A 16,250-nucleotide genomic window follows, 5' to 3' on the forward strand; every position below is an offset into this window, starting at 1 on the left:
AACGTACGTTTTGTTCGCGAGGCCGGTGGTAGGACACCGGCATGCCCCTCACCTCCCTCCGCGAACAGCTCGTCCGCACCCTCCGCTTCACCCGTGGTGTCCCCGGGCGGTTCGTCGTCGGCGCTGATGGGGAGATCGTGCTGTTCCTCCGCGGGCGCACCGGTGACGACCCGGTGACCTGTCTGTGGGCCCTGGACGTGGCCTCCGGCAGGGAACGGTTGCTGGCCGATCCCGTTCGGCTGCTGGGGGCCGGGCCGTCCGGGCGCAGAGGGCGGGTGGGAGGTGTCGAGGCGTACGGCACCGACGCGGCGGCCGGGGTCGTCGCCTTCGCCCTCGGCGGCGGACTGTGGACCGTGGACTCCGGCAAGGGGGAGCCGCGGCGGCTGCCCGTCCTCGGACCGGTCTTGGACCCCCGGCCCGACCCCACCGGGCGTCGCATCGCCTACGTCTCGCACGGCGGCCTGCGCGTGGTGGAGACGGACGGGGCGGGGGACCGGTCGGTAGCCCGAACGCCCACGTCCGGCGTCGAGTTCGGGATCGCCCCCCACACCGCTGCCACGTCCCTCGACGATGCCCGTGGACACTGGTGGTCGCCGGACGGCAACCACTTGCTGTTCGCGCGGACGGACTCCACGCGGGTCCGGCCCTGGCCGACGGCCGCTACGACGGCCGGTCCGGCAGCCGATCCCGCAGTCGATCCCGCCGTCGATCCGGCCGGCGGAGGCGACAGGGCGGACGGGATCGACTCGCCCGACCTGACCGCCCCTGGCGACCCGGACCGCGAAGTCCGCCGCACGGCCCTCGCGGGCACGCCCAACCCCGACGTCACGTTATGGCTCTCCGACCTCGACGACCCACCGGTGCAGGTGAGTTGGGACCGGGTCGCCTACGAGTACGTCGTGGGCGCCGGGTGGGACACACGCGGGCCCTGGGCTCTCGTCCAGTCACGTGACCAGCGCACCGTCCGCTTCCTCGGCATCGACCCCGACGACGGCCGGACCGCCGTCCTGGACGAACAGCGCGACGCGTGCTGGGTGCACCTCGTCCCCGGACTGCCCGCCCGCACGGCCTCCGGCGCCCTTCTCGCCCACCACGACACGAGCGGCACCCGACACCTCACCTGGGACGGAACGGACGTCACCCCGCGGGGACTTCAGCTGCGCGCCGTGCTCGGCACCGACGGCGACGACGTCCTGTTCACGGCCACCGACGAACCCACCGAGACCCACCTGTGGAGCTACGGCCCCAAGTCCGGCCTACGGCAACTGAGTTCAGGGCCCGGTGTGCACTCCGGCGCCCGGAGCGGCGGCACACTGGTCCGGGTCACCCGGGACGCCGAGCGGCCCGGCGGGCGGGCCGCGGTGCTGCGCGCGGGCAGACCGGCCGTCACCGTCCTGTCGTACGCCGAACGCCCGGTGGTCGACGTCCGCGCCGAGCACTTCGTCCTGGGCCCGCGAGCGCTTCGCGCCCGGCTCCACCTGCCCTCCTGGCACCGCCGGGGCAGCGGCCCGCTGCCGGTCCTCGTCGACTCGTACGGCGGCGCGGCCCTCCAGCGCGTCACCGCCGAACTCGACTCGCGGGTGCTGCTGGCCCAGTGGTTCGCCGAGCAGGGCTGCGCGGTGCTCACGACCGACGGCAGCGGCACTCCCGGCCGCGGGCCCGGCTGGGAGCGCGAGGTCCACGGGGACCTGTTCGGACCCGTCCTCGACGACCAGGTCAGCGCCCTGCGCGAGGCCGCCCGCCGGTGTCCCGACCTCGACCTCGGCCGGGTCGCCTTCCGCGGCTGGTCGTTCGGCGGTGCGCTCGCCGCGCTGGCCGTGCTGCGCCGCCCCGACGTGTTCCACGCCGCCGTGGCCGGTGCGGGCGTCACCGACCAGCGGCTGTACCACGCGCACTGGCGCGAGCGGTTCCTCGGGCATCCCGACATGTACCCGGAGCGGTACGACGCCTGCGACCTGCTCCGCGACGCGCCCCGGCTGACCCGGCCGCTGCTGCTGATCCACGGGCTCGCCGACACCAACGTCCCGCCGGTCAACACCCTCCGCCTGTCCGCGGTGCTCAAGGCCGCGGGGCGCCCGCACGAACTCCTGATCCTCCCCGGTATCGGCCACCAGCCGATCGGCTCGACCGTCACCCGGCAACTGCTGGAGCGGCAAGTGGACTTCCTGCGCCGCCACTTGGGCGTCGAGCCGCCCCGCTCCGCCTTCTAGAACGTGCGCTTGAGCAGGTCCAGCAGTGCGGCCCAGTGCCGTTCGTCGCCCTCGCCGTGGTACGCGGCGGTGTCGGCCTGGGTGAAGCCGTGCGGAGCGCCCTCGTAGACCTCGCAGCGGTGCCGCACGCCGGCCTCGGTCAGGGCGGCTTCCAGACGCTCGATCTGCTCGGGAGGCAGCGAGTGGTCGTTGTCGGCGTGACCGAAGTACAACTCCGCGGTGATGTGCTCGGCCACCAGGTGCGGGCTGTCCGGGGTGTCGGTGGCCAGGCGCCCGCCGTGGAAGCCGGCCGCCGCTGCCACCCGGTCCGGATAGGTGCCCGCGGTGAGCAGGGACAGCCGCGCGCCCATGCAGTAGCCGGTGAGGGCGACCGGGCCGTCCGCGACCTCGGGACGCTCGGCCAGCCAGCGCAGATACACCCCGGCGTCCCGCATCGCGAGCTCGGGCGTCAGCGCCTGCATCACCGGCATGATCTTCTCGAAGATCTCCGGCCGGGCGCCGGGGTCGATGAACTCCGGAAGGTCGAAGACCGGCGCGCGCCCGTGCCGGTAGAACACGTTGGGCACGAGGACCGTGTAGCCGGCCTCGGCGAGCCGGTCGGCCATGGACCTCAGTTGGGGGCGCAGCCCGAACGCGTCCTGGAAGACCAGGACGGCGGGCCGGGGCGCGCCGTCGGCCGGGTGGGCCAGATAGGCGTCGGCGATGCCGTCCTCGGTGGGGATGTCGACGTCGGTTCCCTGTACGGAGGTCATGGGGGGTGCCTCTCTGCGCATGCGACGGCGAGCAGGTCGCCGGCCCGGCGGAACCGGGCCGGGCACATGCTTGCACGCACCAACGAAGTCGCCGCCATGGCCCCCTCCCGCTTGAGCGGCGCTTTACTCGAACCGGCTGGTGTCGCCCGCGCCCTTCCGGATGATCTCCGCCTCGCCGCCCGAGAAGTCGATCACCGTCGTCGGTTCGGTGCCGCAGTCGCCGGAGTCGACGACCGCGTCCAGAACGTGGTCGAGACGGTCCTTGATCTCCCAGCCCTGGGTCATCGGCTCCTCCTCGTCCGGCAGCAGCAGAGTGCTCGACAGCAGGGGTTCGCCCAGCTCGGAGAGGAGCGCCTGGGTGACGACGTGGTCGGGGATGCGCACGCCCACGGTCTTCTTCTTCGGGTGCTGGAGCATCCGCGGCACCTCCTTCGTCGCCGGGAGGATGAAGGTGTAGCTGCCGGGCGTCGACGCCTTGATCGCCCGGAACACGTCCTTGTCGACCCGTACGAACTGGCCGAGCTGCGCGAAGTCCTGGCAGACCAGGGTGAAGTGGTGCCGGTCGTCGAGATGGCGGATGCTACGGATCCGGTCGATGCCGTCACGGCTGCCCAGCCGGCAGCCGAGTGCGTAGCAGGAGTCCGTCGGGTACGCGATGAGGGCGTCCGACCGGATGCTCTCGGCGATCTGCGAGATGGCGCGGGGTTGCGGGTTGTCCGGGTGCACGTCGAAGTACTTGGCCATTCACCGAGCTTATGCCGTAGCGGTGGGACGGCGACGCAGGCCGGGGAGCGCCGCCGCGGCCGACCTGCGCGAGGCCCGGCGGTGCCTGTCACCTACGCTCCGGACATGGACCGGGAACGCATCGCCGTACGACTCCACGCCCCTGCCGCCGCGAAGGCGCCGGCACTCGTGCTGCGCCCGTGGCGGCCTGCGGACGCCGCCGAGCTGGCCGTCCTGCACCGCGACGAGGAGCTGCGCCGCTGGATCGGCTCCGTCGTGGACGGTGAGGCGGAGGCCGAGCGGTGGGTGCGGGAGCAGGAGCGGGGGTGGCACGAGGGGGACCGGTTCGCCTTCGCGGTCGTCGAAGAGGGGGCGCTGTGCGGGCCGGACGGTGCACCGGTCCTCGTCCCTGAGTCCGCTCACGGCAGGCCGGTCGTCGGCACATCGGCCGTGCGGCAAGCCGAAGTGGGTGAAGTCGAAGGCGGTGGGGTCGAAGTCGGTGAAGTCGCCGCCGGTGAACGCCTCGTCGGGCACGTCGTTCTCAAACGCCCCGCCCCGGGCGGCCCCTCGGGCGAGGTCGGCTACTGGACGGCGGCACACGCGCGGGGCCGGGCGGTGGCGCCGCGGGCCCTGGACGCGTTGACCTGCTGGGCGTTCGACGCCTTTGCTGGGGACGGGCTCGTGCGCCTCGAACTCCTCCACAGCGAAGACAACATCGCCTCCTGCCGGGTGGCACGGAAGTGCGGGTACCCCCTCACCGCCCGCTTCCCCGCGGCTCCCCCACACTTTCCGCGTGACGGGCACCTTCATACCCGCCTTCTCACCTTCTGACGGCGTCCGGCCCGCCGGTCGCCGACCGCACGTGAGGTAACGTACCGAGCGGTATGTCGGGAGGGTGCGAGCGGCGAGGAGAAGGGTGACGTGGCAGGTCACGGGGGAAGCAGGGCGCAGGACGCCGGGGACTCGACGTGGGCGCAGGAACTCCTGGACCATCTGAGGCCGACCGGGCGGGACATCCGCAGACTCGTCGCCTGGCTCGGGGAGACGGTGCACGGCACGGCCTCCCTCCACGACGATGCCGGAACCCTCGTCGCCGGCCCCCGCATCCCGCTCGACGAGAGCCTCGTCGCGGACATCCGCGTCGGCCGGATCGCCTCCGCGGCCTCGGCGGACGGAGGCGGCCATGTGCGCCTGCTCAGGGTCGAACACCCGAACCCGGCGGCGGCCGGTGTGCTCGCGGTGGCCCGCCCCGCCCCCTTCGACCGGCGTACCTCCGACATCCTCACCCACACCGCGCAGGTCCTCGAACTCCTGATCCGCGCCCGGGAGACGACCGCGGCCGACCGGCGCCTGAAGCGGGCCACCTCCGATCTGCGCCTGGCCATACTCCAACTGCTGATGGTGGAGGACACCGTCGCCGCGCGCCGCGTCGCCGCGGGGCTGTGGCCCGGCCTGCTCGACACGGACACGGCCTGCGTCTACGTCCTCGAAGGCGACGCGGCGGAACGCGACCGGCTCGCCGAGGAGTGCCTCGGCGTGACCGGGGGCCGGGCCCTGGTGGTGCGCTGCCCGGCCATGGACGGACACGTGATCCTCGTGACCGCCGCGGACGCCTCCGGCGAAGCCCTGCGCTCGCTCGTCGACCGCAACCCCGGCACCCTTCTCGGCGGCAGCGCCCACCAGAGCCTCGCCCAGACCGCCGCCGCCTACGGACAGGCGGTGAGCGCCCTCGCCGTGGCGCGCGTACGGCCGGACAGGGCGGCCGTGTACCCCGAACGCACCCACCCCGAACGGCTGATGGACCCGGCGGCGCTGCGCGCGTGGACCGCCCGGCTGCTGCGCCCGCTCGACACCCTGCCGCACCACACCCGCGCGGAACTGCTCGCCACCACCCGTCTCGGCCTGGAGTTCACCGCCGTGAGCGCGGCGAAAGTGCTGGGCGTCAGCCGCAACACGGTCCGCGCCCGTATGGAACGCGTCGAGGCCCTGCTGCGCACCGACTTCACCGACCTGGCCGTCCGCGCGACCGTCCATCTGGCCCTGAGCACCCAGGTCAGCCTCGCAGACGGACAGGAAGGAGAGCGCTGCGACCGCGCAGACGCACGGCAGGCCGGGACCCGGCTGGGCGACCTGCTGCACGGGCCCGCCCTGGAAGCCTGGGCACGGGAACTGCTCGGCCGCCTGGACAGCGACGCCCGCGATCTGCGCCGCACCCTGCGCAGCTGGATCGCGGCCGGCGGCAACGCGGAGCGGGCCGCTCAGGCGCTGGCCGTGCACGCGCAGACCGTGCGGGAACACGTCCGCAGCGCCGAACCGGTCCTCGAACGCCGGCTCCTCGCCTCCGGCAGTGATCTCTACGAGGTCGTGCTGGCCCACCTCGCGAGCGGAGAACTCGATCCTCCCGTCCTGCCGTGGGACGATCCGGGCCAACCGGACGCACCTGTGCACGGGTGAGCCCCGCGTCCGGCCCAGCGGGCATCGGCGCGATTCACAGGAGTCCGCAGGTCACGTAAGTTCGGACACACCGCAGGGGGCACGACCGGAACGGGGGACCGGTCGCACCCCCTGCGAGGCGTTTCCCCCGCGCACGACGGGTACTCGTCCGGCTCCGGAACGACCACCGCTGGAGGAGGCCCGGTATGACGAGCAGCACGGAGACCGGCGGCGCTACCGGCACGCCGGACAAGGACTACAACCTGATCTGGTACGTGGAGGCGTGTCTGAGCAACGCGCTGCGGCTGGAGAGCTACATCCAGGACGCGGAACGCGCCAAGGACACCGAGGTCGCCGACCTGTTCCGCAAGGCCCAGGCGGACAGTCGCAAGGGCGCCGAGATCGGCAAGGGCCTGCTGCGCTCACGGCTGAACGGCGGCTGACCCTGCGGGCACGGAAGGGCCGGACAGACGGGTGTCCGGTCCTTCCGCATGCGCATGGACACCCGTGTCACAGGGACGCCCATGTCACGCCGGAAGTCGGCCGTACACGAACAGATGCGGCTCCGGTGCGCCCTCGGGGTGGTCCGGTGTGAACTCCACGAACTGCTCCGACTCCACCACCAGGCCCGCGTCCCGCACCACCGCCACCACGTCCTCGGCGGCGAAACTCGTGGCCCGGACCGGCCGGCCCATGAACTCGATCGCCAGGTCCTCGACGTCGGCGGGCACCGTGGCCAGCACCAGACTTCCGCCCGGACGCAGCGCCCGCGCGAGCCGCCCCAGCACCTGGGACTGCTCCGCGCGGGACATCTGCAGCAGGGAGAAGTACACGCACACCGCGTCGAACGCGCCCTCCTCCAGCGGCAGTTCGCGGATGTCGGCGAGAAGGAAGGTGGCTCGCGGCACCTGTCGGACGGCGAGGTCCACCATCACGGGGGAGACGTCCACCCCCAGCACCTCGTGGCCCGCGTCGGCGAGCGTCGACGCCGTGGGGCGGCCGGTGCCGCTGCCGACGTCCAGGACCCGGCTGCCCGGCGCCAGCCGGCCGAGCAGCCAATCCAGGGACGCCAGATGCGCCTCGGAACGCGCGAACGCCTTCTCGTACGTCAGCCCCAGCGCGTCGAAGACCTCCGCCGCCCGCTGTCCGTCTCCGGCCACGACCTGCTCCCCCCTCGCGGTGTCCCGGCATCGTAGCCCGGCACCCCGTGCACGCGGCCCGGCTTGCGGCCGAAAGCCGAGGCAGGGCAGGGTGCGAGCGTGGCCACCTTGCTGATCGTGCATCACACGCCCTCGCCGAACTGCCAGGCGATGTTCGAGGCCGTCGTCTCCGGAGCGACGGCCCCCGAGATCGAGGGCGTCCGCGTCGTACGCCGTGCGGCCCTGTCCGCCACCGCCTCGGACGTACTGGCGGCGGACGGGTACCTGCTCGGCACCCCGGCCAACCTCGGCTACATGTCCGGTGCCCTCAAGCACTTCTTCGACCAGGTCTACTACCCCTGCCTCGACGAGACGCGCGGCCGTCCGTTCGGTGCCTTCGTGCACGGCGGCAACGACGTCACCGGAGCCCTGCGCGGCATCGAGTCGATCACGACGGGTCTGGGCTGGCGCCGTGCGGCCGAACCGGTGACCGTGACCGGCGAACCGGCCAAGGCGGACATCGAGGCGTGCTGGGAGCTGGGGGCGACGGTCGCCGCCGGACTGATGTCCTGACGCGCGCTGTGCGCGGCCGGGCGGTGTCCTGACGGGCGCTGTGCGGCGCCGGACCGTGTCCTAACGCGCACTCTCCGCAGGCCCGCCCGGAGTGATCAGTCCGCTCTCGTAGGCGAGGACCACCGCCTGCACCCGGTCCCGCAGCTCCAGCTTCGACAGGATCCGTCCGACATGGGTCTTCACCGTCGTCGGACTCAGGAACAGCCGCTCGGCCAGCTCGGCGTTGCTGAGCCCGGTCGCCAGCAGCCGCAGCACCTCCAGCTCGCGCGGCGTCAGCCCGGACAGGTCGCGGTGCGGGGAGGCCGGCGGCGCGGCCTCCGGGCGGGCGAAGCGCTCGATCAGGCGGCGCGTGATCGCGGGCGCCAGCAGGGCGTCCCCGGACCGCACCAGCCGTACGGCGGCCACCAGATGCTCGGGTGTGACGTCCTTCAGGAGGAAGCCGCTGGCCCCCGCCATGAGCGCCGCGTACACGTAGTGGTCGAGGTCGTAGGTGGTCAGGATGATCACCCGGATCTCGCCCGCGGAGTCCTCGGCGAGGATGCGCCGGGTCGCCTCGATGCCGTCCATGCCGGGCATCCGGATGTCCATGAGGACCACGTCGGGGCGGGTCCGCAGGACCGAGGCGACCGCCTCCGCCCCGTCGGCCGCCTCCGCGGTCACCTCGATGCCGTCCGCCGCCAGGATCATCCCGAACCCGGTCCGGACCAGGGCCTGGTCGTCGGCGATGACCGCCCTCACCGTGTCCCCGTTCACGCCGTCCGCCACGGCAGCTCCGCCCTGATCCGGAAGCCGCCGGCGAGGGTCGGACCGGCCGCCAGCTCGCCGCCGTAGACCGCGAGGCGCTCGCGCAGCCCGATCAGCCCGCGCCCGTTCCCGTCCGCCGGGACCCCGTCGCGGACCCCGCCGGTGTCCCTGACCTCGATCTCCAGCAGGTCGTCGGACCAGCCGACGGTGACGACGGCCTCGGCGCCCGGCGCGTGCTTGAGGGTGTTGGTCAGCGCCTCCTGCACCACCCGGTACGCCGTCAGGTCCACCCCCGGCGGCAGCGGCTCGGCCGGCAGCGACACCGCGACCCCGACCGGAGTCCCCGCGGCCCGCACCCGGTCGATCAGCGCGTCCAACTGCCCGAGCCCCGGCTGCGGTTCGAGACCGTCGGCGGGGGAGTCCGGCCTGCCGGTGTCCGAGGGCGCCAACAGGCCCATCACATGCCGGAGTTCGGCCATCGCGGCCCGCCCGCCGGCCTCGACCGCGAGCAGGGCCTGTCGGGAACGCTCCGGTGCCACGTCCATGACCTTGCGCGCCGCGCCCGCCTGGATCACCATCACGCTCACATTGTGGGTCACGACATCGTGCAACTCCGCGGCGATCCGGGCGCGTTCCTCCTGCACGGCCCGGCGGGTCGCCTCCTCGTGCGCCCGCTCCAGGGCCGTGAACCGGTCCCGGCTCGCCGCGAGCCGCCCCTGCCCGAACCGGACCACACCGGCCAGAACCCCGGCCACCAGCAGCACCACCCCGGGACTCGACCAGCCCGGCAGCACCGGATCCGTCGACCGGAAGGCCACCCCCGCCAGCACGGCCGCCACCACCAGACCGGTCATCGCCCCCGCCCGGTACCGGCTGTACATGACCGCGCTGTACGTGCCGATCACACAGGTCAGCACGGTGATCCAGGAGGCGTTGTCACCGATCCCGAGCGCCGCGCCGAGCACCACCGCGAACACGGCCAGCGGGAAGCGCCGCCGTGCCGCCAGCGGCAGCGCCGACAGCACGACCAGGACCCAGGGCGGGGAGGCCGGTCGCCCCACGTCACTGCCGGGCACGGGCGGCCGGGGCGGCGCCGGGGGTGCCGGAACTCCGTACTCGATCCGCGACATCCGCACCGGCCCGTCGCCGGGGTAGCGCGCCGCCACCACCAGCGCGACCACCGTCAGCAGCACGGCCAGCAGCACGTCGAAGCACACCGACCGCCTCGACAGCGGGGCGCGCTCGGCCTCAGGGCGCAGCGCGAAACGCACCTGCCGACGCCACCCCCGCAGGTACTCCGTCTCCATGCGTCCATTGTCATGGCCCCTCGGCCCGTCCCGCGTCCCCCCGGATGACCAGCGCCCCCTCCGCGGGACGTACTCCTCGGGGACGACCCCGGCCCCGGATCCTCCCGGCGAAGGGCCGCGTGTCGGTGTTCCGGCCGACGCGCCGACGGCCCGACCGTCCGTACCTTCGCCACGCCGACGCAACCGCGCGGCCCGGCCGCCCCGCCCGTCGTGGCGCGGACCCGCTCGACGACACCCCCGAAGGGGATCTCCCGTGACCCAAGTCATCGAACTGAAGGGCGTGGCCAAGCGCTACGACAGTGCCGGCGCACCCGCGCTCGGCCCGCTCGACCTCTCCGTGGCCCAGGGCGAGGCCCTCGCGGTGACCGGCCCCTCAGGCAGCGGCAAGTCCACCCTGCTCAACCTCGTCGCCGGGCTCGACAAGCCGACCGAGGGCACGGTGACCGTCGACGGACAGCGGATCGACCGGCTCGGCGAGCACGCGCTGGCCCGGTTCCGCCGCGAACGGATAGGCATGGTCTTCCAGTTCTTCAACCTCCTCGACGACCTCTCCGTCCTCGACAACATCCAACTGCCCGCCCAGCTCAACGGAGTTGCGCGGCGCACCGTGCGGGACCGCGCGACGGAACTGATGGAGGTCCTCGGCATCGAGAAGCACGCCCGCGCCCACCCCGGCCGTCTCTCCGGCGGTGAGCGCCAACGCGTCGCCGTGGCACGGGCGTTGGTGAACCGGCCCGCCCTGCTCCTCGCCGACGAACCGACCGGCGCCCTCGACAGCGCCTCGGGTCAGGACGTCCGTGACCTCCTCGTGGACCTGCACCGCGGCGGCCAGACCATCGTGCTGGTCACCCACGACCCGGCCCTCGCCCGGGCCTGCGCGAGCCGTACCGTCCACCTCGTCGACGGCCATGTCGCCCTCGACTCCCGTGCGGAGGCCGTGCGATGACCGGACCGCTCGGCCGCGTCATCCGCTCCGGGGTGGGCCGGCGCCGGGTGCAGACCGCGGTCATCGCGATCGCCACGATGATGGCCGTGGCGGCCGCCGTGGTCGCCGGCTCCCTCATGGTCGTCACCAACGCGCCCTTCGACCATGCCTTCGCCGCGCAGAAGGGCGCCCACCTCACCGCCGGTTTCGACCCGGCCGAGGTGACCGACGCCCAACTCGCGGCCACCGGGCGGCTGGACGGGGTCGCCGCGAGCGCCGGGCCCTATCCCACCGCGCTCCTCCAGGTCACCGACTCGGCCGGCCGCAAGCCCCCGGCGATGACCTTCGTGGGGCGCAGCGGCCCGCACGCCACCGTCGACGACCTGGACCTCTCGGCCGGCCGATGGGCGAAAGGGCCGGGCGAGGTCGTGCTGAGCTCCTCCTACCGGGGGCCCGCCTTCGAGGTGGGCGACACCCTGACGGCCTCCGGCACCACGCTCACCGTCGTCGGCTTCGCCACCTCCGCCGGCCGGAGCGCCGACGCGTGGGTGACGCCCGCACAGGTCAGGGCTCTCGGCACGAAGGACGCCCCGGTCACCCGGCAGATGCTCTACCGCTTCGAGGAGGCCGGATCGACGGGCGACCTCGCCGCCGACCGCAAGAAGCTCACCGCCGCCGTCCCCACGGGGGCGCTGCTCGGCACCCGGTCCTACCTGGACACCAAGCGCGCCGCCGACAGCGGGGCCGCCCCGACCATCCCCTTCCTGATCGCGTTCGGCGTCCTCGGCCTCGTCATGTCCGTGATCATCGTCGGCAGCGTCATCAGCGGCGCGGTCGGCACCGGCCTGCGCCGGATCGGCATCCTCAAGGCCATCGGCTTCACCCCGGGCGAGGTCGTGCGCGCCTACGTGGCGCAGGCGCTCGTCCCGGCGGGAGCGGGCATCGCGCTCGGCGTCGTCCTCGGCAACCTGCTGGCCCTTCCGCTCCTCGACGAAACCGAGCAGGCGTACGGCACCGCCACCCTGTCGGTCGCCTGGTGGGTGGACGTCGTGGTCCCGGCCGCCGCCCTGCTGGTCGTCGGCGCCGCCGCCTTCGTCCCCGCCCTGCGGGCCGGGCGGCTGCCCACCGTCGAGGCCATCGCCGTCGGCCGTGCCCCGCGCACCGGACGCGGCCGGTGGGCGCACCGCGCGGCGGGCCGCCTCCCGCTGCCCCGGGCCGTGACCTACGGCCTCGCCGCGCCCTTCGCCCACCCGGTCCGTGCCCTCGCGATGCTGCTGGCGGTCGCGTTCGGCACGATCGCGGCGACCTTCGCCGTCGGACTCACCTCCTCGCTCGACGAGGTCGGCCGGATCCAGGACCCCGAGGACCGTGCCGCGGTCACCGTCTTCACCGGCGGCCCCGGCGTGGCACACGGCGAACACGTCCCCGCGCCCGGCACCCAGGAGCCCCGGCAGGCCGACCCGGCACAGGTGAGCGCCGCCATCGAGGCGCAGCCGGGCACGGCCTCCTACTACGGCGAGGCCCAGCAGGACGCCACCGTGGCCGGGATCACCGGAAACGTCCGGGCCGGCCTGTTCACGGGCGACTCGGGCACCGGCGCGTACGCGATGACCGCCGGGCACTGGCTCGACGGCACCGGCCAGGTCGTCGTGCCCCGCCAGTTCCTGGAGACCACCGGGACGCAGACCGGCGACACCGTGCGGGTGACGGTCGGCAAGGAGACGGCCGCCCTGCGGATCGTCGGGGTGGCCTTCGGCAGCGCCGACGACCAGCTGGAGATCCAGGTGAACGCCGCCGACTTCCCCGCGACCAGGCCCCAGGTGTTCCTGGTCGACGTGAAGGCGGGCGTCGCCCCGACCGCGTACGCCGAGAAGCTCTCCACCCGGATCCGGCCCCTCGGCGCCGAGGCCGTGGCCAACTCCCCCTCCCGGCAGCACAACATGGTTCTCGTCCTGAACACCATGGCCGCGCTTCTCACCCTCATGCTGGTCTCCGTCGCCGGGCTCGGCGTGCTCAACTCCGTCGTCCTCGACACCCGGGAACGCGTCCACGACCTGGGCGTCTGCAAGGCCGTCGGCATGTCACCCCGGCAGACCGTGAGCCTCGTCCTCGCCTCGGTGGCCGGCATCGGCGTGCTCGGCGGCCTGGTCGGCGTCCCGGCCGGATACGCGCTGCACGGGTTCGTGCTGCCGGTGATGGGACACGCTGCGGGCACCGACCTGCCCCCGTCCGTCCTCGACGTGTACGGAACCCCGCAGCTGCTCCTGCTGGGCCTGGCCGGCCTGGCCATCGCCCTGCTGGGCGCGATGCTCCCGGCCGGCTGGGCGGCCGGGGCCCGTACGGCGACGGCCCTGCGCACCGAGTAGCCGTCACTCCCGCAGGCCGATCACCAGGTCGCGGGGCAGGCCGTGGGTGTCGTGGAGGTAGTCGTAGTCCTCGTCGCTCAGCGGCCCCCGGTACCGGGGGCCCGACAGCAGACGGCGACCGCGCTCCAGCAGCCTGTCGAAGCCCCGTTCCTCCTCCAGCAGCACATCCCGGACGGGACCTGTCCCGCAGGTCTGCCGGAAGTGGTCCAGCGTGTGCTGGAGGTGCTCCACCGGCAGGTCGGAGAGGGTGCGGAAGGGGTCCTCGCGCCGCAGGGTGGTGAGCAGCCGACGGACGAGCCGGCGCAGGACGTAGCCGCGTCCGGTGTTCGACGGGCGCCCCCCGTCGCCGATGACGACGACGGCGGAGCGCAGATGGTCGCTGACCAGGCGCAGCGAAGGCTCGTCCAGGGACCACGGCAGCAGCCGCCTCCAGGGCTCGAACAGGTCGGTGTCGTAGACCGAGTCACGGCCCTGGAGGACGCTGACCAGCCGCTCGAGACCCATGCCGGTGTCGACACCGGGACGCTCCAGGGGCTGGAGGGAGCCGTCGTCGAGACGGCGGTACCGCATGACGACGTGGTTCCAGATCTCCACCCAGCGCGGGTCCGTCGTGGGCGTGCCCCGCGGCGGGGTGCCGCCGGTCCACACGAAGATCTCCGAGTCCGGGCCGCACGGGCCCACCGGACCGTTGGACCACCAGTTGTCCTCCCCGGTGAGCTCCACGGGCACGCCCGACTCCTCCCAGGTGCGCAGGGCGTCCAGATCCGGGCCCACCTGCTCGTCGCCGCCGAAGACCGTGGCGTGGAGTCTGTCGTGGGGGATGCCGAAGCCGTCGCGGAGCAGCTCGTACCCCCAGCGAAGGCTCTGCGAGTGGCCGTAGTCGCCGAGCGACCACGAGCCGAGCATCTCGAACACCGTCAGGTGCGTGGCGTCGCCGACCTCGTCGAGATCGGTGGTGCGCAGACAGCGCTGCACGTTGACCAGACGCCGGCCCCGGGGATGGGGACGGCCTTCCAGGTACGGCGTGAGCGGATGCATGCCCGAGGTCGTGAACAGCACCGGATCGCCCGGCGGCGGCAGCAGGGTGCTGCCAGTGATCAGGTGGTGTCCGCGCTCGCGGTAGAAGTCGGTGAAGACGCGTACGGTCCGGTCGGAGTCCATGGCGGGATCCTTCGGTCTCGTGGGACCGGAAACGACCGCGGCGACGGGAGGCGCCCGGGAAATCCTGCACCGGCGGTCCGTTTCCGGCCGCCGGGGGAGTGGGTGAGGTCAGGCGTCGGCAGCCGGCGAGCTGGTCGCTCGCGCGGCTGCGGTGTGGTGCGTACGGCTGATGACCTTCATGCGGTCAACCGTACGCACGGGCCCGTCGGCCGTCACTCGGTTTTCCACGGCAAGGCGCCGACCCGCGCCACGGCGCCGCCTAGCGCGCGCACCAGTGCTCCTGGCGCACCAGGGGCCGGCCCCCGTGCAGCGCGCGTGCCTCGCCCAGCGCGATACGCAGCGCGGGGCGGATCTCCGGGGGCAGTTCGCCGACGGCGGGCCACTGCACGACATGCAGGGCCACGTCCCGCAGCTTGGTGTTGGTGCGCTGGGAGACGGTCTTCAGGATCTCCCACCCCTGCTCGGACCGCAGACCGCTCAGGGCGACGACGACCCCGATCGCCTGGTCGACGACGGCGTGCGAGACAAGGGCCTGCTGGAGCTGGGCGACCTCCTCCTGGAGTTCCTCGATCTTCCCGACCAGCTCTTCGCGATCCGTCATGTACCGCCCTGCCACCCTCTCCCCCTGCCGCCCGGCGACTCCCCGGTCACCGACTCTCCAGTCTGAACGGCGGGAGCCACCGGCCACGAGACACCAAGCGCACACTTTGTGAGCAGGCAGGACAGAAAGCGAAACGCCTCGATGCAGCCTTACGGCATTCGCGGGTAGGGGAAAAGAGGACGCAGAGCGCAGATCAGTGAGAGGAAGGGCCTGGCCGCGTGGAGACGCTCACCTTCGACAGCGAGGACCTGGAGCGCACCGAGGAGTTCCTCAGTCACGCCTACGCGAAGATGCGCATCGGAAACGGCACCCCGGACAGCAGCCGCGCGCGCATCCACCGCAGCGCCATCGACACGGTCAGCGTCGACGAGCTCGACCTCGACTTCGACATGAGCTACGCCGTCACCCCGCTGGGCCGGATCTGCCTGTGCGTGGTCCACGAGGGCACCATCGAGGACCACGTCTACCAGGGCGTCTCGGACTCCTTCGGACCCGGCGACGTGGTGTCCTTCGCCCCGCCGGAGCTCTCCTACGCCGGCCGCATCCACGCGGCCCGCTACAACATCACCATGCTCGACCCCGCACTGCTCACCCAGGTCGCGGGGGTCGCGGACCCGCTGCGCCCGGAACCGGTGCGGCTGACCGGGCACCGGCCGCTCAGCGTGGCGGCGGGGGAGCGGCTCCGGTCGACCATCCGCTATGTCCAGGACCACGTCCTCGCGGACCCCGCCGTAGCCGACCAGCCGCTCGTCGCCTCCACCGCCGCCCAGCACCTGGCCGCGACCGTCCTGGCCACGTTCCCCAACACCGCGTCCGTCGACCCCACGGGCTCCGACCGCCAGGACGCCCGTCCGGCCGCCCTGCGACGCGCGGTGGCCTTCATCGAGGGCCACCCCGACCGTCCCCTCACCGTCGCCGAGATCGCGGAGGCGGCCCACGTCAGCGTCCGCGCGCTCCAGTACGCCTTCCGACGGCACCTGGAGTGCACCCCGCTCGCGTACGTCCGCCAGGTCCGGTTGTCCCAGGCCCACGCCGAGCTGGCGGCCGCGGACCCCGAGAGCGGAGCCACCGTCACGGACATCGCCGCCCGCTGGGGCTTCTCCCACCCCGGCCGCTTCGCCACCCTCTACCGCCGCACCTACGCCCGCTCACCGCGCCGCACCCTCCGGGACGGCTGACGTCCCCGCCGTCCGTACGGCCAGCACGGGCTGATGGCCAGGGGGCAGGGAAGGACTCAGCGGCTGGTGACAAAGCGTCCACCGAGCCCTGCGTTCTTGTGAGCAACCCCCGGAAGGCGGGCCCGTGTCGGCCTACCG

15 protein-coding genes are annotated in these 16,250 nt (G+C 73.3%); 8 read left to right on the top strand and 7 right to left on the bottom strand.

Annotated features, from left to right (window positions below; all coding sequences use genetic code 11):
- The first annotated feature begins 41 nt into the window (after positions 1-41).
- Positions 42-2,210 carry a S9 family peptidase gene (locus H295_RS0125765; RefSeq protein WP_020138235.1) on the top strand — a complete coding sequence of 723 codons (2,169 nt, stop codon included), beginning with the start codon at positions 42-44 and terminating at the stop codon, positions 2,208-2,210.
- Here the strand turns inward: H295_RS0125765 and H295_RS0125770 are convergent.
- Together H295_RS0125770 and H295_RS0125775 are read right to left on the bottom strand one after the other, a co-directional pair.
- Positions 2,207-2,962 carry a dienelactone hydrolase family protein gene (locus H295_RS0125770; RefSeq protein ID WP_020138236.1) on the bottom strand — a complete coding sequence of 252 codons (756 nt, stop codon included), beginning with the start codon at positions 2,960-2,962 and terminating at the stop codon, positions 2,207-2,209. The two genes, H295_RS0125765 and H295_RS0125770, sit on opposite strands and share 4 nt — an antisense overlap.
- Before the next feature lie 123 nt (positions 2,963-3,085).
- Positions 3,086-3,706, bottom strand: coding sequence for an L-threonylcarbamoyladenylate synthase (locus H295_RS0125775; RefSeq protein ID WP_020138237.1), 621 nt, complete (start codon positions 3,704-3,706; stop codon positions 3,086-3,088).
- 105 nt (positions 3,707-3,811) lie between these two features.
- On the opposite strand from H295_RS0125775, the gene H295_RS45670 reads away from it, so the two are divergent.
- The 3 genes from H295_RS45670 (at position 3,812) to H295_RS0125790 (ending at position 6,561) form a co-directional block, all read left to right on the top strand.
- The gene (locus H295_RS45670; RefSeq protein ID WP_028809750.1) at positions 3,812-4,516 is read left to right on the top strand and encodes a GNAT family N-acetyltransferase; all 705 of its coding nucleotides are present in this window, start codon (positions 3,812-3,814) and stop codon (positions 4,514-4,516) included.
- Between the two features lie 90 nt (positions 4,517-4,606).
- A complete protein-coding gene (locus H295_RS0125785; RefSeq protein WP_020138239.1) occupies positions 4,607-6,139 on the top strand; it encodes a helix-turn-helix domain-containing protein in 1,533 nt (510 codons plus the stop codon).
- A 185-nt stretch (positions 6,140-6,324) separates the two neighbouring features.
- Positions 6,325-6,561 carry a hypothetical protein gene (locus tag H295_RS0125790; protein WP_020138240.1) on the top strand — a complete coding sequence of 79 codons (237 nt, stop codon included), beginning with the start codon at positions 6,325-6,327 and terminating at the stop codon, positions 6,559-6,561.
- An 84-nt stretch (positions 6,562-6,645) separates the two neighbouring features.
- Here H295_RS0125790 and H295_RS0125795 read toward each other — a convergent pair whose 3' ends face one another.
- Positions 6,646-7,278 (bottom strand): class I SAM-dependent methyltransferase, encoded by a 633-nt coding sequence (locus tag H295_RS0125795; RefSeq protein ID WP_020138241.1) that lies wholly within the window; start codon positions 7,276-7,278, stop codon positions 6,646-6,648.
- Between the two features lie 99 nt (positions 7,279-7,377).
- Here H295_RS0125795 and H295_RS0125800 point away from each other — a divergent pair, with 99 nt between their 5' ends.
- Positions 7,378-7,830, top strand: a complete 453-nt coding sequence (locus H295_RS0125800) for a flavodoxin family protein (RefSeq protein ID WP_020138242.1) — start codon at positions 7,378-7,380, stop codon at positions 7,828-7,830.
- A 60-nt stretch (positions 7,831-7,890) separates the two neighbouring features.
- Here H295_RS0125800 and H295_RS0125805 read toward each other — a convergent pair whose 3' ends face one another.
- Both H295_RS0125805 and H295_RS0125810 read right to left on the bottom strand, forming a co-directional pair.
- Positions 7,891-8,595: a response regulator gene (locus H295_RS0125805; protein WP_020138243.1), complete on the bottom strand. Its 705-nt coding sequence runs from the start codon at positions 8,593-8,595 to the stop codon at positions 7,891-7,893.
- Positions 8,580-9,881 carry a sensor histidine kinase gene (locus H295_RS0125810; RefSeq protein WP_020138244.1) on the bottom strand — a complete coding sequence of 434 codons (1,302 nt, stop codon included), beginning with the start codon at positions 9,879-9,881 and terminating at the stop codon, positions 8,580-8,582. The genes H295_RS0125805 and H295_RS0125810 overlap by 16 nt, the downstream gene beginning before the upstream one ends.
- Positions 9,882-10,134: 253 nt before the next feature.
- On the opposite strand from H295_RS0125810, the gene H295_RS0125815 reads away from it, so the two are divergent.
- Both H295_RS0125815 and H295_RS0125820 read left to right on the top strand, forming a co-directional pair.
- Entirely contained in the window at positions 10,135-10,827 is a 693-nt protein-coding gene (locus H295_RS0125815) for an ABC transporter ATP-binding protein (RefSeq protein WP_020138245.1), read from the top strand.
- The gene (locus H295_RS0125820; protein WP_020138246.1) at positions 10,824-13,172 is read left to right on the top strand and encodes an ABC transporter permease; all 2,349 of its coding nucleotides are present in this window, start codon (positions 10,824-10,826) and stop codon (positions 13,170-13,172) included. Before H295_RS0125815 ends, H295_RS0125820 begins: the two co-directional genes overlap by 4 nt.
- 3 nt (positions 13,173-13,175) lie before the next feature.
- On the opposite strand, the gene H295_RS0125825 is transcribed toward H295_RS0125820, so the two are convergent.
- Together H295_RS0125825 and H295_RS0125830 are read right to left on the bottom strand one after the other, a co-directional pair.
- Positions 13,176-14,333 (bottom strand): alanine--tRNA ligase-related protein, encoded by a 1,158-nt coding sequence (locus H295_RS0125825; protein WP_020138247.1) that lies wholly within the window; start codon positions 14,331-14,333, stop codon positions 13,176-13,178.
- Positions 14,334-14,592: 259 nt separating this feature from the next.
- The gene (locus tag H295_RS0125830; protein ID WP_020138248.1) at positions 14,593-14,934 is read right to left on the bottom strand and encodes an ANTAR domain-containing protein; all 342 of its coding nucleotides are present in this window, start codon (positions 14,932-14,934) and stop codon (positions 14,593-14,595) included.
- Positions 14,935-15,152: 218 nt separating this feature from the next.
- Here H295_RS0125830 and H295_RS0125835 point away from each other — a divergent pair, with 218 nt between their 5' ends.
- Entirely contained in the window at positions 15,153-16,112 is a 960-nt protein-coding gene (locus tag H295_RS0125835; protein ID WP_020138249.1) for a helix-turn-helix transcriptional regulator, read from the top strand.
- Positions 16,113-16,250: the final 138 nt, after the last annotated feature.

The sequence above is a fragment of the Streptomyces sp. 351MFTsu5.1 genome, assembly GCF_000383655.1.
Lineage (GTDB): Bacteria > Actinomycetota > Actinomycetes > Streptomycetales > Streptomycetaceae > Streptomyces > Streptomyces griseorubiginosus.